A 24,337-nucleotide genomic window follows, 5' to 3' on the forward strand; every position below is an offset into this window, starting at 1 on the left:
CTGTTTTAGTGTTTCGTTATGGACTTTCACTATATTCTATTAAAATTTGTTCGCACCAGGCATTAATACGTTCATCCGTTAATTTATATTGGTTGTCTTCATCTAGGGCTAAGCCGACAAATTGGCTATTATCTTGAGTGAGTGCTTTTGATGCGGCAAATTCATAACCTTGATTTGGCCAATAACCAATTAAATGCGCGCCTCGTGCTTGTACTTCATCATGAAGCATGCCAAGCGCATCTTGAAACCAATCGGTATAACCAATTTGATCGCCCATGCCATATAAGGCGACGACTTTATCTGTTAAATCAAGTTGGCTGATGTCTTGCCAGATAGACTCCCAATCTTCTTGTAACTCACCATAGTCCCAAGTAGAAATACCATAAATGATAAAATCATATTCTAAGCTATCAGCTAACGGCTTATCTTTAATGTTAATAATATCGACAATATCACTGCCTATCACTGCTTGAATCTTTTCTGCCACGATTTCGGTGTAACAGGTGGTCGAGCCGTAGAATAATCCAATTTTCATTAATAATACTCAGGATGAAAAATTTGCTGGCGATTTTAGCAGAACTTTACTGCTTTGTTTGCGCTTTAACGCAATTATTGGGCAATTATCACAAATAAATTGCATTATCTTAGTGATAGCTGTAATTTCCCTAACTAATTGTCGGTCTCATTAGTAGAGTGTCACTAAATTTTCCGTGACATTATTTTTATCTTCTGGAAATTATTATGCGAAAGAATTTTATTGGTCGTGTTGCAAATAAAGCAGCATTTGTTTTATTGGCAGGCTTAACGAGTATCTCAATGAGTAATGCTGTGTTAGCAAATGATAGTGCTAATGTGCCTGCTGCAATTGCGCAAGTTGATGCTGATGTGACTGAGCTAAACCCTAGTGCATTAAAAGAAAAGATTCAACGCATGTTAGGTTTAGAGGTAATCAAAGTGGAGCCGACACCGGTTCCGGGTATTGCCATGCTGATCACTAATCAAGGCTTATTTTATGCCAGTAACAATGGTGAGTTTTTTATTCAAGGTAAGGTTTATAAACTAGGCGGCACAGTCACTGATTTATCAGAACAAAGCTTAGCTAAGGTTCGTTTATCTGGATTAGAAAAATTTAGCGATAGCGTTATTGAGTATAAAGCAAAAGATGAAAAGCATGTTGTGACGGTATTTACCGATATCACTTGTGGTTATTGTCGTAAAATGCACGCACAAATGGATGAATATAATGCTATGGGCATAACCTTTCGCTACCTTGCATATCCAAGAGCAGGTATTAGTGATCGTTTAGGTAACCCAACGCAAGGTTTTAGAGATTTACGTTCTATTTGGTGTAATGAAGAAGCGGCGACTGCGATGACTAAGGCGAAAAATGGCGGCGCCGTGGCTGATAGAATTTGTGATGCGCCAATTGAAGAGCAATTTAACTTTGGTCGTCAAGTAGGCGTGTCTGGTACACCGGCAATTATCCTTGAAAATGGCATGATGCTACCGGGTTATCAACCACCAGCACAGCTAGCTGAAGTGTTAAAAAAATTATAAGTTAATCGATTTTTAGTTAATTTTACTTAATGAATAAACAAATCATTCGACGTGAGCGGGTAAGTGATGAGCATTTACCCGCTCATTTGCATCCAGTAATCAAACAAATTTATGCCACCCGTGGTGTTCGCTCAGATGTCGAACTTGAGTTAGTTGTTGCCAATCTGCTGGGCGTTAAAGAGCTTGATTCTTGTCTTAAAGGCTTAAAACAAGCGTGCGTGTTATTACATCAAGCCCTAGTGAATAAAGCGGCGATTGTTATTGTTGGTGACTTTGATGCTGATGGCGCAACCAGTACCGCATTAATGATGGAAGCTTTAACCTTGATGGGCAGTAATCATCACAGCTTTATCGTGCCTAACCGTTTTGAATATGGTTATGGTTTAACGCCAGAGATAGTTGATATTGCCCATGGTCAAGGGGCACAAATGCTTATTACTGTTGATAATGGTATTAGCTGTATTGCTGGCGTCGCGCGAGCTAAAGCGCTTGGTATGCAAGTGATTGTTACTGATCATCACTTACCAGGACAACAAACGCCGGATGCCGATGCCATTGTTAACCCGAATCAGCATGGTTGCTCGTTTGCCAGTAAAGCATTAGCGGGTGTTGGTGTCGCTTTTTATTTGATGATGGCATTGCGCAAAACACTAAGAGAAGCTGATTACTTTCAACAAAACTTTTTAGCTGAGCCGAATATTGCTCAGTTGCTTGATTTGGTCGCCCTTGGCACGGTTGCTGATGTAGTGCCGCTAGATGTGAATAACCGAATTTTGGTGTCGCAAGGGCTTAACCGTATTAGGGCAGGACAAACAAGACCAGGGATTGTTGCTTTAATTGAAATCGCAAATCGAAATCAGCAACAATTAGTTGCCAGTGATTTTGGTTTTGCTTTAGGGCCACGAATTAATGCCGCAGGCCGTTTAGATGATATGTCTTATGGTATTAATTGTTTGTTAGCTGGTGATTTAAGTAGTGCTCGGGTAATGGCAGCTGAGCTTGATGATTTAAATAAAGCGCGCAGAGAAATTGAACAAGGCATGCAAGCTGAAGCTGAGCGGGTAATGGCGTCGCTTAACTTTTCTAGCGACAACTTACCAAGCGCCATAGCCTTGTATCAACAGGATTGGCATCAAGGGGTTATTGGTATTGTTGCTGGCAGGCTAAAAGAAAAGTATCACAGACCAAGTATTGTTTTTGCTAACGGCAGTGATGATAACCTTGATGGCAATGATGATATAGTGATTAAAGGCTCAGCACGATCAATTCCTGGCTTACATATTCGTGACTTATTAGAGCGAATTGATAGTTTACACCCAGAGCTTATCGATAAGTTTGGTGGTCATGCTATGGCAGCAGGTTTATCGATTAAGGTAAAGCACTTTACTCAATTTCAACAAGTTTTTGCTGAACTTGCTGCTAATACCTTGAAAGAGGAAGACTTGCAGCAAGTGTTAGTGTCAGATGGCGAATTAGCTGCTCAAGATATGACGCTAGATTTTGCTCAGCTTATTCGTGACGCAGGTCCTTGGGGACAAGCCTTTGTTGAGCCGCTCTTTGATGATGTATTTTCATTAGTGCAACAACGTATTGTTGGTGAGAAACATTTAAAACTGGTTGTGGAAAAGTCAGGGCAAGTGTTTGATGCCATTGCCTTTAATGTTGATGTTAACGCATGGCCAAACAGTAGCGCGCAGCAAGTGAAGCTTGTTTATCGTCTTGATATTAATGAGTTTAGAGGTAAGCGTAATGTGCAGTTAATGGTGGAATATTTACAGGCGGTGTAGAGGCCAATTTACATCAAGTTTTATGTTAGTCGCTGACTAAATTATGCTTTAGATACTCGTGCTATCTTAGTTAGCTTTTATCTAACAGTCGCGTTTATTTACTGACCTAATTAAGCTACAATGCCCGCTAATTTTTTCGTATTCTAGTCAGGCTGCTATTTTTCAGCGGATTTAGCAGTATTTCCGACTAATTTTTCAAGGTTAATGTTTGCAGGCTTATGTTTGAAGTCAATCCTATTCTGAATAAAGTAAAAGAAATTCGCCAACGTGCAGAGCTGCTTCGGGGGTATCTTTGACTATGATGTCAAAGCTGAACGTTTAGTTGAAGTGACACGCGAATTAGAACTACCTGACGTTTGGAATGAGCCAGAACGCGCACAAGCTTTAGGCAAAGAACGCAGCAGTTTAGAAGAAGTGGTTAAAACCATTGTGGATTTAGAAACTGGCTGTGATGATATTGAAGGCTTAGTTGAATTAGCCATAGAAGAACAAGATCAAGATACCTTTAATGATGCCTTAGCAGAAGGTGAGTCGTTAGAAGCGGTATTGGAAAAACTTGAGTTTCGCCGTATGTTTAGTGGCGAGCAAGATGCTAACAACTGTTATTTAGATATTCAGTCAGGCTCTGGCGGTACCGAAGCGCAAGATTGGGCGGAAATGCTCATGCGTATGTATTTGCGTTGGGGTGAAGCGCATGGCTTTAAAACCGAAGTTATTGAAGTAACCGATGGTGATGTTGCTGGTATTAAAGGTTGTACCATTAAGTACACAGGTGAATATGCTTTTGGTTGGTTAAGAACAGAAACCGGTGTGCATCGTTTAGTACGTAAGTCACCGTTTGACTCAAGTGGTCGTCGCCATACCTCATTTGCTTCAGCATTTATTTACCCTGAAATTGATGACAATATCGAAATTGATATTAATCCAGCTGATTTAAGAACCGATACCTTTAGAGCATCAGGTGCTGGTGGTCAGCACGTTAATAAAACTGACTCTGCTATTCGTATTACGCATATTCCAACGGGTGCTGTGGTTGCTTGTCAGGCGGATCGTTCACAACATAAAAACCGTGCAACGGCAATGAAGCTATTAAAAGCTAAGCTTTATGAAATGGAAATTCAAAAGCAAAACGAAGGTAAGCAAGAGCTAGAAGACGGTAAATCAGATATTGGCTGGGGTAGTCAAATTCGTTCGTATGTTTTAGATGATAGCCGTATTAAAGATTTAAGAACGGGTGTTGAGAATAGAAACACTCAAGCCGTATTAGACGGTGATTTAGATAAGTTTATTGAAGCCAGCTTAAAGTCTGGCTTATAAAATTTGCAAGACTATTTTTAAAAGTTTTAAGTGAGAGTAGAGAAACTAACATGACTAACAAGGTTCAAGATAACCAAATAGCACAAGATGAAAATAAGTTGATTGCTGAGCGTCGCGGTAAATTAGATAAGATCCGTGAAAATTGTCCAGCAAACGGTCATCCAAATGATTTTATCCGTAAGGATTATGCGCAAGACTTACAGGATGCGCATAGTGCTAAGGATAAAGAAGCCCTTGAAGCAGAAACTGAAAAATACAGTGTTGCTGGTCGTGTTATGGCGAAACGTGGTCCATTCTTGGTTCTTCAAGATATGACGGGTCGCATTCAAGCTTATGCGGATAAAAACGTACAAAAAGATATTAAAGCGCGTTGGGGCTTGCTAGATATTGGCGATATTATTGGTGTTACAGGTACTTTGCATAAGTCAGGTAAAGGTGATTTATATGTCAATATGGATGAGTACCAGTTATTAACTAAATCACTGCGTCCTTTACCAGAAAAGTTCCACGGCTTATCTGATCAAGAAACTAAATATCGTCAACGCTATGTTGATTTGATCACCAACGAAGACACGCGTAAAACCTTTAAGATTCGCTCACAAATCGTTAACGGTATTCGTAACTTCTTAACTAGTAAAGACTTTGTTGAAGTTGAAACGCCAATGTTACAAGTGATCCCAGGTGGTGCAACCGCTAAACCATTTATGACTTATCATAATGCGTTAGATATCGACATGTATTTACGAATCGCACCAGAGCTTTACTTGAAGCGTCTAGTGGTTGGTGGCTTTGAGCGTGTTTTCGAAATAAACCGTAACTTCAGAAACGAAGGTTTATCAACGCGCCATAATCCTGAATTTACTATGATTGAGTTCTACCAAGCATACGCTGACTATAAAGACTTAATGAACTTAACTGAAGATATGTTACGTACTATTGCTCAAGATGTGTTAGGTACAACAACTATTCGTAATACCGTTAAAAATGCTGAAGGTGAAGTAGTTGAAGAGATCTTCTACGACTTTGGTCAGCCATTTGAGCGTTTATCTATGGTTGATGCCATTCTTAAATATGGTAAAGAAAAGCACGGTGATATGCTTGATGAAGCAGTACTTCGTGACCCAGAAAATAACTTTGACGCACTAAAAACTATGGCAAAAGCGGTAGGCGTCAAAGAAGGTGATGCTGCTAAGGTTTGGGGACCAGGTAAATATATTTGTGAAATATTTGAAGAAGTTGCTGAGCATTTACTTATTCAACCAACTTTTATCACTGAATACCCTTGGGAAGTATCACCATTAGCACGTCGTAATGATGATAACCCATTCATAACTGACCGTTTTGAGTTTTTCGTTGGTGGCCGTGAGTTAGCAAATGGTTTCTCTGAGCTTAACGATGCTGAAGATCAAGCTGCGCGCTTTAGAAAGCAAGTTGAAGAAAAAGATGCCGGTGATGATGAAGCCATGCACTTTGATGATGACTATATCCGCGCACTAGAGCACGGCTTACCGCCAACAGCAGGTGAAGGTATTGGTATTGATAGATTAGTGATGTTATTTACTGATTCACCAACGATTAAAGACGTTATTTTATTCCCGCATATGCGCCCTGAAGTTGAATAAAAATAACGCGCAATAAGTTAGTTTTAAAAGCCCATTGTTACCTTGTTAGCAATGGGTTTTTTTGATCCGATTCCTTTTAAGAAAGTTAACGGTGTAAACTGAACTGTAAAAAATGCTCAACGGTTTGCTTAACAAGCGGTTGAGCATTTTTGTTTTTTCGCGATTAGAGCTGTTTTTTTGTCGCATTATTCAGTAGATTAGTGACATTCTAATAATTATAAAGCGCAGGTATTGCTTAAGGTAATAGCATTGGCGCTAACAAATATCGATAAGAAGGTTAAATGAGTGTATCTAGAGGCGGGTTTAGCTCGCGCATGGGCTTTATCCTAGCAGCGGCAGGCTCCGCGGTTGGTTTAGGGAATATTTGGGGCTTTCCAACGCAAACTGCCAGTAATGGTGGTGCGGCCTTTGTTTTAGTGTATTTAGTGCTAGCATTTTGCTTAGCTTACCCTGCTTTTATGGCTGAGCTATTAATTGGTCGTTATGGGCAAGCCAATGCGGTAACCTCAATGCAAAAAATGTCACATAAGCTTTGGCAAAAACGTTTTGCATTTTTAGTGGGCTTTGGCGGCATTATTTGTGCGGCATTAATTTTAAGCTTTTATGGCATTATTGCTGGTTGGATGATGTCTTATGCGATTGAGCCGATAATGAGCTTGATGGGCATGACAGATGCTGCCAACTGGTTAGTGACTCAGTCGTTAGCGCGTAACTTTATTTTCACCGCCTTGTTTATGCTGCTTACGATTTTCATTATACGTCGCGGTGTTGAGCAGGGTATCGAAAAGTGGTCAAAGCGCTTAATGCCTATGCTTATCGGTTTGCTTATTCTACTTATTATTTACGTATTTACCTTAGATGGCTCAAGGGAAGGTTTTGCTGCTTATTTAAACCCTGATATTTCGCGTGTATTTGAGCCTGATTTATTGATTAGCGCCTTAGGACAAGCATTCTTCTCGCTGTCTTTAGGTACTAGTGTTATGGTGATTTATGGCTCTTATATTTCTAAGAAAGAAAACCTAGTGAGCTTGGGCGCACAAGTTACCTTAATTGATGTATCTATCGCCTTTCTAGCTGGCTTATTAATTATTCCTGCTATGTATGTAGCACAAGCACAAGGTGTAGCTATTTTTGCTGAAGATGGTAGTTTAATTTCCGGCTCAAACCTTGTATTTACCGTACTACCTTCTTTGTTCTCTGGTATGGGTATGGTTGGTTTATTTGTTGCTTTTGGCTTTTTTGTTTTAATGTCTATTGCCGCGTTAACCTCGTCAATTTCCATGTTAGAAGCGCCGGTTTCGTTTATTGTTGAGCGCAAAGGTTTGCCGCGAGAAAAGGCGACAACTTATATCGGCATAGGCATATTTTGTCTTAGTACACTTATCGTGTTCAATATTAGCTTTATGTTGGACTTTATCGCTATTTTAGCTACGCAATATGGTCAGCCTATCATTGCTATGCTGTGTTGTGTATTTGTTGGTTGGATTTGGCAGCGCAGTGAAGTGTTAGCTGAAATTAAACAAGGTCATGATACGGTAGAACACAGCTTTTTCTGGAAAGTTTGGCCTTGGTATACTAAGTTTATATGTCCATCGGCAATAGCCTTGGTGTTTTGGCATTCACTATAAAAGCTAATTAGCTTACTTAAGCCTTGGCCAGCTTTCTTGCCAGGGCTTTTTTATTTGTGCAAGCATTGCTTTAAGCTTTTCATTCTTGAATAATTCACCTTCTGCAGGCGCAGAGATAAAGTCAAATTGCTGGTCATTAAACATAAAACGCAATGCATAGGCATGCAGGTAACCTCTGTCAGCGGCTGAGCCTGAATATTGCTTGTCGCCAAGAATACTTGCACCAATGCTTGATAGTGCCACCCGTAGTTGGTGGGTTTTCCCTGAATGCGGCTTTAAGAGAAATAAGCGTAAACTCGGTTGAATACTAAAAGAAAAAAACTGCGTAATGGCTGGGTTATTGCTGGTGCGTAATAACTTCCAGCTGCCTCGGCGGCTTTTCGCCATATCACCTTTAATTAATCCTTGTTTTTTACTTGGCTTTTTATCGCTAAGTGCAAGATAGTACTTTTCTATTTTATGTTGCTTAAAGAGTTCACCAAATTGTTGGGCACAGTGTTTATTTTTGGCAAAGATGATAAGGCCTGAGGTCATTTTATCTAACCTATGTACAGGATACAGCTCAGTTAAAGCACATTGCGCTTTTACTTGAGAGCACAGGCCTTGACCTAACTCACCTTCATCATGAAAGTTAATGTCAGCTGGTTTATCGATGACAATGAAATCTTCATGTTGTGCAATAATTTTAAACATTTTAGTTAACCTGAGCTTTGATATGTTTGCTATGATAAATCAAAGCGTTACTTTTTACTTCATTTACAGGACGTTATTTTGTCTAACTCAGCTCCATTTATATTCTCTTTTGATCGTATTAAGCCCATTTTAGCCGCCACTGTATTGGCATCAAGTTTAGTTGCTTGTTCAGTAAACAAAGAAACTGACAGCATAGCTTTACCAGCTGGCGTGACTTTAGTTGAAACGGTAGAGCCGTTGGCAGAAGGCATTAATATTCCTTATAAAAAATATCAGCTAGCCAACGGTTTAACTGTGATTTTGCATCAGGATAAGTCAGATCCGCTAGTGCATGTTGATGTAACCTATCATGTTGGCTCTGCGCGTGAGCAATTAGGTAAATCAGGTTTTGCGCATTTTTTTGAACATATGATGTTCCAAGGCTCTAAAAATGTCGCTGATGAGCAGCACTTTAAGGTAGTGACACAAAGTGGTGGTAACTTAAATGGTACTACTAATTCAGATCGCACTAACTATTATCAAACCGTGCCCAATAATCAGCTAGAGAAAATGTTATGGCTTGAGTCTGATCGTATGGGCTTTTTGTTAGAAAACATTACCGAGGAAAAGTTTGAAGTTCAAAGAGCAACGGTGAAAAATGAACGGGGTCAAAATGTTGATAATCGCCCTTATGGTCGCCTAAATGAAACCATAAATCAGATGGTATTTCCTCGTCAGCACCCATACTCTTGGCCTGTTATTGGTTATATGGAAGACCTTGATAGAGGAACGGTTGCTGATTTAAAAGCGTTTTTTTCTCGTTGGTACGGCCCAAATAACGCGGTGTTAACCATAGGTGGTGATTTTGATGAAGCGCAAACCTTAGCTTGGGTTAATAAATACTTTGGCAGCTTAAAGGTAGGTCCAAAAGTTGAAAATATCGCCAAAGAGCCAATCAGCTTAGCCGAAAATAGATATTACTCATTTACAGACAATGTTTCTTTGCCGCTGCTTTATATTAGCTACCCAACCGTTTATGGCATGCATGAAGATGAACCGGCACTTGATGTATTAGCGAATATTTTAGGGGGCGGACCAACATCATTATTGTATAAGAATTTAGTTAAGTCAGGTGTTGCCGTGCAAGCTGGTACTAGTCATCCGTGTCGTGAGCTTGCTTGTCAAATGAGTTTCTTTGCTTTGCCAAATCCACAACAAGGGATGGCATTGGCTAAGATTGAGCAAGTCATTAATGACACCTTAGTTGAGTTTGAACAGCGTGGTGTTAATGATGATGACCTACTTAAAACCAAAGTCAGCATTGAAACAGGAACCATATACGGCTTGCAAAGTGTTGCTGGTAAGGTATCTAGTCTTGCCCATTACCAAACCATGTTAGGTAATGCTGATTACACCACAGAGCAAGTAGATAGGTATAACCGAGTAACGAAAGCCGATGTGATGCGGGTATTTAAACAATATATTCAAGGAAAAGGTGCGGCGGTGTTATCCATAGTACCTAAAGGGCAAGAAGCTTTTATTGCTAAAGAAAACAGCTTTGCTTTACCTGATGTCAGTAACCCGCCAGAGGTTGCCGTAATTGATACACCAATTATGAAAAATGTTAGCCTATTTGATCGCTCTGTAATGCCTAAATCAGGCGAAAATCCACAAATAAAAGTGCCAGAGCTTTGGCGAGCAAAATTAGCGAATGGTATTGAGGTCATAGGCACGCAAAATACCGAAACGCCAACTATTAGCTTGTTATTAAGCCTAGAAGGTGGCCCATTACTTGATAGCAGAGAAAAAGCGGGCTTAGCTTCATTAACGGCTAGCTTAATGAATGAAGGTACAACTAACTATGAGAAAGAGCAGTTATCTAATGAGCTAGCGCGATTAGGTAGTAGTATTTCAGTTGCCGCTTCTGGCCGTAATACCTATGTGCAAGTAAGCAGCCTAACTAAAAATCTTGATGCCACCATGGACTTGATGTTGGATATGATGCTTAATCCAAAATTTGCCCAAGCAGATTTTGATCGCGTAAAGAATCAGTTAATTCAAGGATTAGAGCAAGGAAATAAAGATGCTAGAACATTAGCTGGTCGAGCATTTAAGCAAGTTACTTATGGTGAAACAAGCCGCCTAGGTTTAGTTGATAGTGGTACAGTTGCCAGTGTAACTGCTATAGAACTTGATGATGTTAAGGCCTTTTATCAAAACTACTTTTCACCAGCGAAGGCAAGTTTAGTGGTTGTTGGTGACATTGACAAAAGTGAGCTATTGCCAAAATTAGAATACATTGGTTTATGGAAAGGTAAAGATTATGAAATTTCTGCTGATTATAACTTCCCAGAGGTAACCCCAAATAAGCTGTATTTTGTTGATTTACCTAATGCTAGTCAGTCAGTTATTAAGCTATCTCGTCGGGCAATGCCTTATGATGCAACAGGCGATTATTTTAAAGCAAACTTGATGAATTACCCGCTAGGTAGTGCTTTTAATAGCCGCATCAATTTAAACTTACGTGAAGATAAAGGCTATACCTATGGCGCATCTAGCCATTTTTCAGCGGGTAAAACCTTGGGGCAATTTAGTGCTGGCGCGAGCGTTAAAAAAGAGCACACCTATGATGCCATGAAAGAGATAGAGCAAGAATTAGCACAATACCAAAAAGCGGGTATGAGTAACGCCGAAGCCGCTTTTATGCGCCAAGCTATTTCACAAAATGAAGCACTAAGTTTTGAAACGCCAAGCCAAAAAGGTGGTTTCTTAAGGCAAATATTGCAGTTTGATTTACCCGTTAATTATGGCGAAAAGCAAACAGAAATTATTAATACCGTCTCATTAAGTGAGTTAAATAGCATAGCATCGAAAGAATTAGCTAAACCTATGCAATGGATTGTGGTTGGTGACGGTCAAGTTGTTAGACCGCAATTAGAAAAGCTGCCGTATGAAATTGTAGATTTAACGTTAGCCAAATAAAAATATCTGGTTATTTGCTATTGAAAAAAGTGGGCTGCCCCCTCATTTAGATACTATCTATTTGTCGGAAGGTAGCACCCCTTCGCCTTACCAGAAAGACATAACGCCTAGGAATTATTTTGACATTATCATTAAACGATTATATTGACGCTTTTAGCCAAGAAGACAATCTTAATACACTCAAAGCTATAGGCCGAGGTATAGAAAGAGAAGCCTTGAGAATATTGCCAGAAGGTAAACTCTCTGAACATGGTCATTATAGTCAATTGGGCTCGGCATTAACCCATGGTCAAATCACCACAGACTATGCCGAAAACTTACTTGAGTTTATTACCCCTGTGAGCCAATCACCTGAAAAGGCCATTGCACAATTACAGGATATTCAAAAATATACCCTAGAAAATATTAATGGTGAGCTTTTATGGCCAACAAGCATGCCATGCTTTGTTGGTGATGCCGAACAAGTACCACTAGCGCAGTATGGTAAGTCAAATATTGGTACCATGAAAACGGTTTATCGTCAGGGCTTAAAGAATCGTTATGGCAGTATGATGCAGGTGATTGCTGGTATTCATTTTAACTTTTCTTTTTCAAATGAGTTTTGGCAAGTTATTAAGGGCTTACATCAGAGCAAAGCTTCAGATACGGACTTTATCTCAGCTGGTTATTTTTCAATGTTGAGAAATTACAAGCGCTATTGCTGGTTGATCCCTTATTTGTTTGGTAGTTCGCCAGCAATTTGTAGCTCATTCCTACAAGGGCAACCGGCACAGCTGCCATTTAAGAAGTCGGCAAGTGGTGGTTTATATTTAGAATACGCGACTTCTTTACGTATGAGTGACTTAGGTTATACCAGCAGTGAGCAAGCCTCGCTGAAAATTTGTTATAACAATTTATCTGATTATGTTGATAGTGTGCAAAAGGCGATAGGCTTAAAGTCAGAACGTTTTGCTGATATTGGCGTTAAGGTTGCAGGTAAGTATCAACAGTTAAACGACAATGTCCTGCAAATAGAAAATGAGCTTTATGCGCCAATTCGACCTAAGCGTGTGACAAAGTCAGGTGAAAAACCATCTGTAGCACTTCGTGAACGAGGAGTTGAGTACATAGAAGTGCGAGCACTTGATGTTAATCCATTTGTTGATACTGGTATTAGCATTGAGCAAATTCGCTTTTTAGATGTCTTTTTAACTTTCTGCGCCATGTTAGATAATGAAGAAATTGACTGTGAGACAATGCAGCTTCATGAAGATAACATGAATGATGTTGTTTTACGTGGACGTGATCCTGCGTTATTACTGTCTGATGTTGATAGTAATGGCAAGATTTGGCAAAAGTCTGTTAAGCAATGGGGTAATGAGTTATTTAATCAACTAGCAAAAGTGGCTGAGCTACTCGATAGTGCTTATGGCAGCAATCATTATGCTGAAGCTATAACGCGAGAGCTAGAAAAAATTAATGATGCCAGCAAGACGCCTTCAGCTATTATTGTTGATGCTATGGTTGAGCAAGAACAGTGCATGTCGAGCTATTCATTAGCTCAAGCGAAAGACTATAGGGAGCAATTACTCGCCCGAGATTATCAATATTACTCTGAGCAGTTCTTTATTAATGAAGCTGAAAAGTCACACCAACAACAGGCAATTATCGAAGCGAGTGACATCTTAAGTTTTGATGATTTTTTGACTGACTATTTTGCTGAACTTAATGGTAAGTAATAAAGCTTTAACCTGACTACAGAGCCTTGATCTTAGAACAAAAAAAAGCGCGTTAGGGTAACGCGCTTGTTAAGCTAGATTGGGCTTTAGCTATAAAAAGGAAAGTAATCCAGGGAGTCATACTTTCACATCCTTAGACTCACACACTGATTGATTAGTTCATTTTTTGTTCGATTTTTTTACCAACCACCAGCTTTCTTAAATTACAGGCAAAAAAAACGCGCTTTCAAATGAGAGCGCGCAAAACATGAAGCCATCACTTTAAAGGGCGGAATAACGTTTCGGTTATTGCCTACTCACTTGTTTTAGCAAAATTTAGATAAAAAAAACGCGCTTTCAAATGAGAGCGCGCAAAAAATGAAGCCATCACTTTAAAGGGCGGAATAACATGTCTGTTATTATCTTTATACTAATTTTATTGAATTACAGGCAAAAAAAAACGCGCTTTCAAATGAGAGCACGCAAGACATGAAGCCATCACTTTAAAGGGCGGAATAACGTTTCGGTTATTGCATATTCACTTGTTTTAGCAAAATTTAGATAAAAAAAACGCGCTTTCAAATGAGAGCGCGCAAAACATGAAGCCATCACTTTAAAGGGCGGAATAACGTTTCGGTTATTGCCTTATTCACTTGTTTTAGCAAAATTTAGATAAAAAAAACGCGCTTTCAAATGAGAGCGCGCAAAACATGAAGCCATCACTTTAAAGGGCGGAATAACGTTTCGGTTATTGCCTTATTCACTTGTTTTAGCAAAATTTAGATAAAAAAAACGCGCTTTCAAATGAGAGCGCGCAAAACATGAAGCCATCACTTTAAAGGGCGGAATAACGTTTCGGTTATTGCCTTATTCACTTGTTTTAGCAAAATTTAGATAAAAAAAACGCGCTTTCAAATGAGAGCGCGCAAAACATGAAACACTTAGGGAATAACATTACTGTTAAGTAAGACCGCCTTGATATAAATAGGTTCAACTTTATTTTAAATAAATTTGAATTTATTTTTATAACTTTTAAGTCTTTGGTTTTTCTGATGTATTTTTAATGAAGTCAGAGTAATAGAAGCGTCGAAAAAGCTGATGATCATGACTATGCTTACTCCAAGAAGATAGCGCTTCAAAATAGCTGTTAGAGTTTTTTATTTGTTTAAGGGCGATATTTACATCTTTGATTACTTGTCTTCCCCAGGCTGAGTTGCTACAAGCAACCCCAGCTTTTAAAAAGGGCGCTAACCCTTCGATTTTTATGAGGGAGTATTGTGAAGATAATAGGTTTGTTTCAATGGCGTAGTTAGCTGAGCTTGGATAAGTAAGCATAAAGTCAAAGCGGTCACGCTCTAGCATTTGATAAAGGGCAGTATCTGATTTAGCGGACTGTAGAAACACATTGTTTGGATAGTTGGCAACTAGGTTGTCAATATAGTTGCCGTATGAACGACCATCAATGATATTGGCTGTTAGTTGAGGCGTGAAAATAACTCTGCCAAATTAACCGATGGTGCTAAATTTAAGCGTTTTGCCCGTTCTGTTTTAATTAGCACATGAACATTCCTGTTCATTAGCGCATCATCAGAAAATACCATGTACTCTTTGCGCTCTTTTGTTGGGTAAATGCCAAAGCCGCAAACATTCTTTTGCAGTTTTATATCATGCATTGCTCGCCCGACAGACACCTGTACTTCATTGTGTTGATATTGGGGTAAGGCATTGATTAAAAGCTGCAATGTTAGGTTTGCAAAGCCAAGGCCTTTATATTCCCCTTTGAAAATAAATGCCGGCGGCTGATGATAGGCGTACCAAGTTAATGTTGCCTTTGCCTGTACGGATAAAGAGGTTAGTAGAAAAAGAGTAATAGTGAGAAAGCGCATTATAACGATACAGCAGAATAGGCTTGAGCCTTAAAGTAAAAATAGACACTGAATTTTACCTAAAATTATTAGCCAAATATAGCGAGAGTGAATAGTTCTGACTAGCTTGAGTGTCTTATTTTTTGTACATAAATAGCAGGAAAAAACGCACTTGCAAATGAAAGCTCGCTTGAAACTATTAAAACTGATAACGGTTAAGAGTGGGATAACATACTGGTGATTACTAACCGAGTAGTTTATTAAATGGCAGGTAAATTTTAGATAAAAAAAACGCACTTCCAAATGAAAGCTCGCTTGAAACCATTAAAACCGATAACGGTTAAGAGTGGGATAACACCCTGTTGATTACTAACCGAGTAGTTTATTAAATGGCAGGTAAATTTTAGATAAAAAAAACGCACTTCCAAATGAAAGTGCGTAAAACATGAAACCATTAAAACACTAAGGGATAACATTACTGTTATATAAGAGTACTGCGTTTCGAATAAGTTCAAATTAAATAAAAAAATTTTCCTTTCATTGCGGTAAGCAAATTTTAGGCAAAAAAAACGCGCTTTCAAATGAGAGCGCGCAAAACATGAAATATAGTAAGGGGATAACATTACTGTTTAGTAAGAGTATACAATTTTAAATAAGTTCAAATTTATTTAAAAAAATTAAATTATTTTTTTATCGGTAATATTTTGATATTTGTAGCTTAAATCTGGCATTATGCTGAATAGTTTTTTATCAAGTTATTTCACTTTATGCTCTCTTTTAGAACTGCTTTAATTGCTGCTTTAACGGTTTTGACATTAGCTAGCTGTGCCACACCACCTCCGAAAAATCCCGAAAATATTTGTGAGATATTTAGAGAAAATCCTGATTGGTTTTTTGCCGCTAAAGATATGCGGGAAAAATGGGGCGTACCTATTCATGTGCCTATTAGCATGATGTACCAAGAAAGCTCATTTAGGCATGATGCTTTACCCCCTCGTGATTATATTTTGGGTTTTATTCCTTGGGGACGAGTCAGTACAGCTTATGGCTATTCGCAAGCTAAAACCATGACCTGGGAAGATTATATTCGAGAATCGGGTAACTCAGGTGCTGATAGAGATGATTTTGATGATGCTATCGATTTTATGGGCTGGTTTATTTATAAAACCCATAAAGTGAACCGTGTCTCTAAATGGGATGCTTACAGCCAGTACCTAAATTATCATGAAGGCTGGGGCGGTTATAAGCGTAAAACCTATAAGAAGAAGGCTTGGTTGGTGAAAGTGGCGAAAAAAGTGGATAACCGAGCAAGACGCTATTCAAGCCAATTAAAAAGCTGTGAAGAAGAGTTGGATCATGGCTGGTTATGGCGACTTTTCTTCGGCTAACAATAATACCAATGCTAGCTGTCAGCTAGCTTTCCCGGCTATTTGCATACAAAATTAACAATAATTGTTTAGCGAATAGTCGGGCTAAATTAACAACAATGCATAGTATTCGATCACTTTAGGATCTTCGCATAATTCTTGCCAACTTGCTCTTTCACCTCAAAAAAACCTGCTAGCCTAGAAAAAATCTGGGCATGCCAATTTGCTAAAAAAAAGATGGTATTTTTGTTAAATAATTGTTGAAAAAGTTAAAGTCAGCTATTGGTGGGGGTTGCAAATGTTATCCACAGAAATTGTGGAAAGCTAAAAACTTTGGGATAAGTCATAGCGCCTGTGGATAACTTTGTGATTAACTTGGATGGTGAGTGATTTATTCTTCGTCAGTTTGTGCACCAACAAAATGCTCAGGCATGACGCGTACTGTTTTTATCATATTGTCTGAAACATCAACGATTTCCACGGGGTAGCCAGCAATACGCACGCTAAGATTGTTTTGTGGAATATCTTCTAAGTACTCAACAATTAAGCCATTTAGCGTTTTAGGGCCATCTGTGGGTAATTGCCACGACATTTCTTTGTTTACGTCACGAATACTGGCGCTACCATCAACAAGATAGCTGCCATCTGGCTGTAAAGTAACGACATCACTGGGGGCTGGTGCCATGGTAGTGGTGAACTCACCTACGATCTCTTCAAGGATATCTTCCAAGGTTACTAAGCCTTGAATATCGCCGTATTCATCAACAACTAACCCTAAGCGCTCTTTAGCATGCTGAAATTTCAACAGTTGAATATTCAGTGGTGTCCCTTCAGGAATAAAATAAAGCTCGCGTACAGCCCTTAGTAAGGTTGCTTTGGTGAATTGGCTCTTTGATAACATCTTTAAGGCATCACGGGCGTGGATATAACCAACGACGTCATCGATACTATCTCGATAAAGTAGCACACGAGTATGGTTAGCTTGAGTAAGTTGCTTTTGAATGCGTTTCCAATCATCGTTAACATCGATTCCCACCAATTCACTGCGTGGGATCATGATATCTTCAACAGAGACTTTTTCTAGATCCAAAATACTAACCAGCATATCTTGGTCTCTTTTATGCAGTAATGCACCAGATTCATTTACTACAGTACGTAACTCTTCGCTACTTAAGCTGTGTTGTTCACGCTGTTCAGAGCTAATACCCAGTAACATTAATATGCCATTGGTAATCCAGTTAACAGCGACAACAAGCGGGAAAAGTACCTTTAATAACAACGATAGAATAAGCGAGCTAGGAAAGGCAATCTTTTCTGGATACAAAGCGGCTAGCGTTTTTGGTGTCACTTCAGCACAAATTAAGATAACTAAAGTAAGAATAACCGTTGCAGCTAAAACACCATAGACATCACCGAGCAAACGAATACCGATTATTGTTGCGATAGCAGAGGCGGCAATATTAACTAAGTTATTACCAATTAAGATCAAACCAATTAAACGATCTGGGCGTTGTAATAATTTACTGACTCGTTTTGCCCCTTTGTGCTTTTGTTTTTCAAGGTGGCGTAAACGGTAACGGTTCAATGACATCATGCCGGTCTCTGAGCCAGAGAAGTAGGCAGAAATAAGAATCAAGATGCCTAGCACAATAAACAGCATCTCAGTAGATATGTTATCCAAAAAGGGTTAATCCTTTAATATTGACAAGCGGACCACATACCTTATAACAGCTGGACACTTACGACAAGTAATAGCGGTTATAAGGTCTATGAATTATAAAATAAATTCTTTTACAAATCGGCTACCAAAGTAAGCCAAGGTTAATAAGCTACTAGCACAAACCATTAAGGCTAATACTCGGTGGCCTCGCCAACCTTTTTCAAAGTGCCCCCACAGTATAACGCTGTATATGGCAAATGACAGCAAAGATAATACGGTTTTATGGGCATTCTCTTTTGCTAAAAAGCCATCTAAAAAAGCAAAGCCGATAATTTCACTAATAAATAAAAACAATGTACCTACGGTTAATATTGAGAACAGTTGTTTTTCAACTTGCATCAAGGGCGGTAGGTGAGCTACGGCATTTAAGTTCTTTTCTTTTAATTTATAGTTAATATAAGTCACTTGAAACGCATATAAAGTGGCAATAGTTAAAATACAGTAGGCAATTAAAGCAACACCGATATGGCTTAATAAAATAAGCTTTTCAACCGCTAACGGAATCGATTCAATGGGCGGTATAAAGATAATACACAGTTGCCAAATACCGGCAAAGCCATAGACTACAGGCAGTAGTAAATTTACCTTATATTTAAGGGCAACCAGTGTCACTGTTAGCGTGATGACTAAACTCACTAATGAGATAACATTAGGTAGGCTAAAATTAATACTCTGCGAAGAGAAGAATAGTTGCGCATCATTTAGTGCATGAACCGTAATAGCAACAGCAGCTAAACATAGAACTAACTGTAAATTAGGACCCTTTGGGTGAAATAAGCGAGTTACTACGGCAATAGTTGCCAGTATGTAAGCAATAAACGCTATGCTTGACCCGATAACCAAAAAATCCACTGGCCACTCCTGAAACAGTGATAAAAACAAAAGCTTGATTCTATCAGATAAAATTATTTACGCTACGGCAAATAGACCAATGCTTGATATAGCTTTAGTTTTTTAGCAAATTTATTCCCTCATAAAGGCGCAAAAAGGAAATTTTATTAGCAGTGCTTATATCTTGTCGCATCTTCAAGGTAATAAGGTATAATGCGAGCATAAATTTTCGTCAATCTTGTACAGTTAGAGAAATTCATGTTTGAAAACCTGTCTGAACGATTAAGTAAATCGCTAAAAAATATCAGCGGTCGTGGCCGTTTAACTGAAGATAATATTAAAGATACTCTGCGCGAAGTGCGCATGGCGTTGTTAGAAGCTGATGTTGCTTTGCCTGTAATTCGTGAGTTTGTTAGTAAAGTAAAAGAACAAGCTGTCGGTACTGATGTTTCTAAAAGCCTAACCCCAGGGCAAGTGTTCGTAAAAATAGTTCAAAAAGAACTCGAAGCGGCTATGGGTGAAGTAAACGAAGCGCTTGATTTAAAAGCAACGCCACCCGCGGTTGTCTTGATGGCAGGTTTGCAAGGTGCTGGTAAAACCACCTCGGTCGCTAAGCTTGCTAAATTCTTAAAAGAGCGCGAAAAGAAAAAGGTACTTGTTGTTAGTGCTGACGTTTATCGTCCGGCGGCAATTAAGCAGTTAGAAACACTTGCTGGTGAAGTAGGCGTTGAATTTTTCCCAAGTGACATTAAGCAAAAGCCTATTGATATTGCCAATGCCGCAATTGATCATGCTAAGCGCCAGTTCTTCGATGTATTGATTGTTGATACCGCAGGTCGTTTGCATGTAGATGAAGAAATGATGGGAGAAATCCAGCAGCTTCACAGTGCCATCAAGCCAGTAGAGACCCTGTTTACTGTTGATGCTATGACAGGTCAAGATGCAGCAAATACCGCCAAAGCATTTAATGATGCCTTACCGCTTACTGGTGTTATTTTAACGAAAACAGATGGTGATGCACGTGGTGGTGCAGCGTTATCTATTCGCCATATCACCGGCAAGCCAATTAAATTTATGGGTGTTGGTGAGAAAATTGATGCCTTAGAGCCTTTCCATCCTGATCGTATTGCTTCACGTATTCTTGGTATGGGTGATGTTTTATCACTTATCGAAGAAGTAGAGCAAAAGGTTGATAAGAAAAAGGCTGAAAAACTCGCCAAGAAAGTTAAAAGTGGTAAAGGTTTTAGCTTAGAAGATTTTCGCGATCAGCTTGTGCAAATGAAAAGCATGGGTGGCATGATGGGCTTAATGGATAAGTTACCGGGTATGGGTAATATGTCTGAGCAAATCAAAGGCCAGGTTGATGATAAAATTACCGTGCAAATGGAAGCAATTATTAACTCAATGACACCAGCAGAGCGCGAGCGTCCTGAAATTATTAAAGGTTCGCGTAAGCGTCGTATTGCAGCAGGCTCAGGTACGCAGATTCAAGACGTGAATAAGCTATTAAAGCAATTTGCACAAATGCAAAAAATGATGAAGAAAATGTCTGGCAAAGGCGGCATGAAAAAGATGATGCGCAGTATGCAAGGTATGATGCCACCAGGCGGCATGGGTGGTATGGGCGGCATGTTTGGTCGCAAATAACCCAGTAAACACTTTCATGTTTGTAATGTAAAAGACAGCTTCGGCTGTCTTTTCGCTTTTTATGGCGACGAAAGCCAAGATAACGAGCAACAAACTGCCGTAATTTTCAGCAAACAATACAAATTAGTTACAGTTTCTCGACTGTAGTTGGCAGGTGCGCTCTGAAACTGTGAACACATGGCATTCAATAAGCCACTCAAATTGCTTAAATTTTAATTCTACTTGATCAATATCAAGGAATGTAACAATATACTACATCTTTATGAGATTAGTTCGCATTCTTGTTAAGCTTTGTATATACTCTCCGCATTATTTTAAAGAATCAATTTTAAAAATTAACTTACTTAGTGAAACACTAAATCGGAGTCATAATGGAATTTAAAAGAAAAGCACTCGCTATCGCGGTTATGGTCGCAACATCTACATTAACAGCTTGTGGCGGCTCATCAAGCAGCAGCGATCCTGATCCAGTTACACCTGAAAATAAAGCGCCAACAGCAGTAACCTTGACTGCTAATACCGTAGAAGAAAACGCTATGGGCGTTGAAGTAGGTACTTTAGCTGCAACTGATGCTGATTCTGGTGATACACATACCTTCACTACTGACAACGCGAGCTTTGTTATTGATGGCACAACATTAAGCTTAGCTGCTGATGCGTCATTTGATTTTGAGAAAATGGCTAGCGTTGATGTTGACGTTACTGTGACTGATAACGGTGGTTTAAGCCACACTGAAACATTAACAATAAATGTTACTGACTTATTAGATTACTATGATTTTGTTAGTGAGTTTGACGCAGAAAAATCAAGCGTTTCATACTCAGGTCAAACGGCACGTCATGCCTTAATTGCTGAGCTTAAAAACTACATTGGTAATGGTGGTTTACAATCTGACGTAGACAATGGCGAGCTTTCTTCAAAAGAAGAGATTGTTGCTAAGTTAAACAGCTTTTATGACCGTGATGAAAATGCATGGGATGGTTTCGCCGTTACTTTTACCGATGCCAAGCAAAAATTCTTCAGTGAAATTTCTAGCTACAAATCATTAAAAGATAAAGTGGCAGGTAATGATGCTTCTGGTCAGCATGCACTTTGGAATGGTGAGTCAAATGAAGCGGGTCAATACACTGGCGAAAACATTGCCTTTACTGGTTGGTCTACATGGGATGACGCGCCTGCGCATGTGCCAGCTGACGGTGTAATCCCACAAAAAACGCCACACGGTTTAGTGCAACAGTTTTTCTCTCAAATTGCTGATAATGCCATGGAAAATCCAGGTGGTAAGCGTTATATCCACGGTGCTGAGCAAATTGAAGCAAATGAAATACCTGTGTTTGTTAACTATGACGGCACTGATTTAAACCAGTTAATCCAAAAGTTCTTATTAATGGCGGTGACTTACTCACAAGCTACTGATGATTATTTAGATGAGAACAAAGGTTTAGCGACTGACAATACTGGTCGTGATAAAGGTGAAAAAGATTACACTAAGCTAGAGCATCAATTCGATGAAGGTTTTGGCTACTTTGGCGCTGCGAGAAACTACCTTGATTACAGCGACAATGAAATTGCCGGTAAAGTGAAAACTGAAGAAGATGGTCGTGCTGACTGGAATGGTAAGCATGATACTGATGGCGACGGTGAAATTGATTTATTCAGCGAGTTTAACTTTGGTGCATCAGTAAATGCCGCTAAACGTGACCGTGGTAGTGAAGTACAAACTGACTTCACAAAAGAAGCGATGGATGCATTCCTTGCTGGTCGTAAGCTAATTAATGATGCTGCTGGTACAGAGTTAACAACTGAACAAATGGCTGAATTATTAGAGTATCGCGATGCAGCTGTTTTAACTTGGGAAAAAGCTATTGCAGCAACAGTTGTTCACTACATTAACGATTTACGTGGCGATTTAGATAAGTTAAAAGCTGGCGCAGACGATTACAGCTTTACCGATTTAGCTAAACACTTCTCAGAAATGAAAGGTTTCGCGTTAGGTTTACAATTTAACCCATACTCAAAAATTACCGATGAGCAATTTGTAGAAATCAACACCTTATTTAAAGATGCTCCAGTAACAGAGTTATCTGAAATTGATGAGTATCAAAGCGACCTAGTTAAAGCTCGTGATATTCTACAAGCAGCATTAGAGTTTGATGCAGATAATGTAGAAAACTGGTAATTAACTATCAGCTTTATTAACAGAAAGGTTAATAAATTAAATTGTTTAGCTAGCTTTATACTTAGAAAATAACGTAAAGTTAGCGGCAATAAATTTAACAAAGCTTGAACAAGGAGGTTGTTCAAGCTTTGTTGCGCTTAAGGCCTGAAGGATTGCATAAATGTGCAAGGGCTTACAAAGGTAATTAATCATGGTGAATATGAAAAACAGTCATAATAAAAAAACACTAATCTCGGTTGCTTTAGCTTCATTAATACTTACCGCTTGTGGTGAAAGTACCTCTAGCTCACAAGGTGATGGCTTTAATGAAGACAAGAATACCAATACTGACTTTAATCAAGGGCAATTGGTGGCGAGCTTAGTTGATCATGTTATTACACCTACCTTTGAGCAATTTTCAGGTCTTGCACAAGCGCAATACGATGCAATCGAGAGTTATTGTCAGCAAGAAGTACTATTTGAACAAGAGGCAACAGATAGCCAATCAGTTGCTGATAGTAAGTTAGCTGCGCAAACAAGCTGGCGTGAAGCGATGAATATTTGGCAGCAAGCTGAAATGATGCAACTAGAGCCACTATTAAATGGTGATGGCGCGTTGCGTAACAATATTTATTCATGGCCTGATAAAAATACCTGTGGTGTTGATTTAGATGTAACTTATTTTAAAGAAGGTACAGTAAACGGCCAGCCGTATGATATTACTAAACGTATCGCTTCTAGAAAAAGTATGGTGGCAATGGAGTATTTATTGTTTAACGACAATTTAGCCCATAGCTGTACCGGCCCAATGAAACCTGAAGGCTGGAGCAACCAAACTGAGCAATACCGCAAAGTAGCACGTTGTGAATTTGCGACAGAAATAGCCAAAGATGTTCGCAATAATAGTCAAACCTTACTTACTGCATGGTTAGGCAATGGTTCAGATGTTGCAGGTTATGCCAATCGATTAAAAGCAGCCGGCACAGAAGGCAGTGAATTTGCCACCGAGCATGATGCCGTTAACAAATTAAGCGATGCCTTATTTTATTTAGACGTTTTCACCAAAAGTAAAAAGATAGCAGAGCCAGTAGGTATTGAATTTAACCCTTGTGGCTCTCAACCATGCCCAGAAGTTGTTGAAGCAACTTATAGTCATCATTCATTAGAGAATATAGTTAACAATATTCAAGCCTTTAAGTTATTTATTCAAGGTGGCGATGATAACGCCATAGGTTTTAGAGATTACTTACTCGATGTTGGTGATAAAGCAACCGCAGATGGTTTAGATGCCGATATTGAGCAGGTATTAGCCTCTGCGCAAGCATATCAAGCAACGCTTGCTGAGACTTTAGTCACTAATCCTGAGCAAGTACAACAAACTCATAATGAAGTGAAAAACATCACAGATAAGCTTAAAAGTGACTTTATTACCAGCTTAGCGTTGGAGCTACCTAAAACGGCTGCTGGAGATAACGACTAATGAAGG

17 protein-coding genes are annotated in these 24,337 nt (G+C 39.1%); 11 read left to right on the forward strand and 6 right to left on the reverse strand.

What is annotated here, in order from left to right:
* Positions 1-16 precede the first annotated feature (16 nt).
* Positions 17-535 carry a flavodoxin FldB gene (gene fldB, locus EMK97_RS15980; RefSeq protein WP_130603789.1) on the reverse strand — a complete coding sequence of 173 codons (519 nt, stop codon included), beginning with the start codon at positions 533-535 and terminating at the stop codon, positions 17-19.
* A 206-nt stretch (positions 536-741) separates the two neighbouring features.
* Between fldB and dsbC the strand changes: the two genes are divergently transcribed.
* The 5 genes from dsbC to EMK97_RS16005 all read left to right on the forward strand — a co-directional run bounded on the left by dsbC (position 742) and on the right by EMK97_RS16005 (position 7,911).
* Complete coding sequence (dsbC, locus tag EMK97_RS15985) at positions 742-1,557, forward strand: bifunctional protein-disulfide isomerase/oxidoreductase DsbC (RefSeq protein ID WP_246028814.1); 816 nt, start codon at positions 742-744, stop codon at positions 1,555-1,557.
* Positions 1,558-1,586: 29 nt separating this feature from the next.
* Complete coding sequence (gene recJ / locus EMK97_RS15990; RefSeq protein WP_130603790.1) at positions 1,587-3,344, forward strand: single-stranded-DNA-specific exonuclease RecJ; 1,758 nt, start codon at positions 1,587-1,589, stop codon at positions 3,342-3,344.
* 218 nt (positions 3,345-3,562) lie between these two features.
* A protein-coding gene (gene prfB / locus EMK97_RS15995) for a peptide chain release factor 2 (protein ID WP_170176786.1) occupies positions 3,563-4,661 on the forward strand; the annotation gives its coding sequence in 2 pieces (ribosomal slippage) (positions 3,563-3,637 and positions 3,639-4,661; 1,098 coding nt in all).
* Between the two features lie 50 nt (positions 4,662-4,711).
* Positions 4,712-6,283, forward strand: a complete 1,572-nt coding sequence (lysS, locus tag EMK97_RS16000) for a lysine--tRNA ligase (RefSeq protein WP_130603792.1) — start codon at positions 4,712-4,714, stop codon at positions 6,281-6,283.
* 281 nt (positions 6,284-6,564) lie between these two features.
* Positions 6,565-7,911, forward strand: a complete 1,347-nt coding sequence (locus tag EMK97_RS16005; RefSeq protein ID WP_130603793.1) for a sodium-dependent transporter — start codon at positions 6,565-6,567, stop codon at positions 7,909-7,911.
* 12 nt (positions 7,912-7,923) lie between these two features.
* On the opposite strand, the gene EMK97_RS16010 is transcribed toward EMK97_RS16005, so the two are convergent.
* Entirely contained in the window at positions 7,924-8,604 is a 681-nt protein-coding gene (locus EMK97_RS16010; RefSeq protein WP_130603794.1) for a TIGR01621 family pseudouridine synthase, read from the reverse strand.
* A gap of 117 nt (positions 8,605-8,721) precedes the next feature.
* Between EMK97_RS16010 and EMK97_RS16015 the strand changes: the two genes are divergently transcribed.
* Entirely contained in the window at positions 8,722-11,565 is a 2,844-nt protein-coding gene (locus tag EMK97_RS16015) for a M16 family metallopeptidase (RefSeq protein ID WP_425462197.1), read from the forward strand.
* A gap of 119 nt (positions 11,566-11,684) precedes the next feature.
* Positions 11,685-13,283 (forward strand): glutamate--cysteine ligase, encoded by a 1,599-nt coding sequence (gene gshA / locus EMK97_RS16020; protein WP_130603796.1) that lies wholly within the window; start codon positions 11,685-11,687, stop codon positions 13,281-13,283.
* A gap of 1,011 nt (positions 13,284-14,294) precedes the next feature.
* On the opposite strand, the gene EMK97_RS16025 is transcribed toward gshA, so the two are convergent.
* Positions 14,295-14,666 carry a hypothetical protein gene (locus tag EMK97_RS16025; RefSeq protein ID WP_130603797.1) on the reverse strand — a complete coding sequence of 124 codons (372 nt, stop codon included), beginning with the start codon at positions 14,664-14,666 and terminating at the stop codon, positions 14,295-14,297.
* A gap of 71 nt (positions 14,667-14,737) precedes the next feature.
* Positions 14,738-15,148: a hypothetical protein gene (locus EMK97_RS16030; RefSeq protein ID WP_130603798.1), complete on the reverse strand. Its 411-nt coding sequence runs from the start codon at positions 15,146-15,148 to the stop codon at positions 14,738-14,740.
* A 746-nt stretch (positions 15,149-15,894) separates the two neighbouring features.
* Here EMK97_RS16030 and EMK97_RS16035 point away from each other — a divergent pair.
* Complete coding sequence (locus tag EMK97_RS16035) at positions 15,895-16,515, forward strand: transglycosylase SLT domain-containing protein (RefSeq protein ID WP_130603799.1); 621 nt, start codon at positions 15,895-15,897, stop codon at positions 16,513-16,515.
* 370 nt (positions 16,516-16,885) lie between these two features.
* On the opposite strand, the gene EMK97_RS16040 is transcribed toward EMK97_RS16035, so the two are convergent.
* Both EMK97_RS16040 and EMK97_RS16045 read right to left on the reverse strand, forming a co-directional pair.
* A complete protein-coding gene (locus EMK97_RS16040; RefSeq protein WP_130603800.1) occupies positions 16,886-18,175 on the reverse strand; it encodes an HlyC/CorC family transporter in 1,290 nt (429 codons plus the stop codon).
* Positions 18,176-18,268: 93 nt separating this feature from the next.
* Positions 18,269-19,066, reverse strand: coding sequence for a cytochrome C assembly family protein (locus EMK97_RS16045; RefSeq protein WP_130603801.1), 798 nt, complete (start codon positions 19,064-19,066; stop codon positions 18,269-18,271).
* A gap of 237 nt (positions 19,067-19,303) precedes the next feature.
* On the opposite strand from EMK97_RS16045, the gene ffh reads away from it, so the two are divergent.
* The 3 genes from ffh to EMK97_RS16060 all read left to right on the forward strand — a co-directional run bounded on the left by ffh (position 19,304) and on the right by EMK97_RS16060 (position 24,331).
* A complete protein-coding gene (gene ffh / locus EMK97_RS16050; RefSeq protein WP_130603802.1) occupies positions 19,304-20,692 on the forward strand; it encodes a signal recognition particle protein in 1,389 nt (462 codons plus the stop codon).
* Positions 20,693-21,063: 371 nt separating this feature from the next.
* Positions 21,064-22,872: a DUF4856 domain-containing protein gene (locus EMK97_RS16055; protein ID WP_211342250.1), complete on the forward strand. Its 1,809-nt coding sequence runs from the start codon at positions 21,064-21,066 to the stop codon at positions 22,870-22,872.
* Between the two features lie 190 nt (positions 22,873-23,062).
* On the forward strand, positions 23,063-24,331 hold the full coding sequence (locus EMK97_RS16060) for an imelysin family protein (protein ID WP_130603804.1): 1,269 nt from the start codon (positions 23,063-23,065) through the stop codon (positions 24,329-24,331).
* The last annotated feature ends 6 nt before the right edge of the window (positions 24,332-24,337 follow it).

Source organism: Litorilituus sediminis, from assembly GCF_004295665.1.
GTDB classification, from domain to species: Bacteria; Pseudomonadota; Gammaproteobacteria; order Enterobacterales; family Alteromonadaceae; genus Colwellia; species Colwellia sediminis.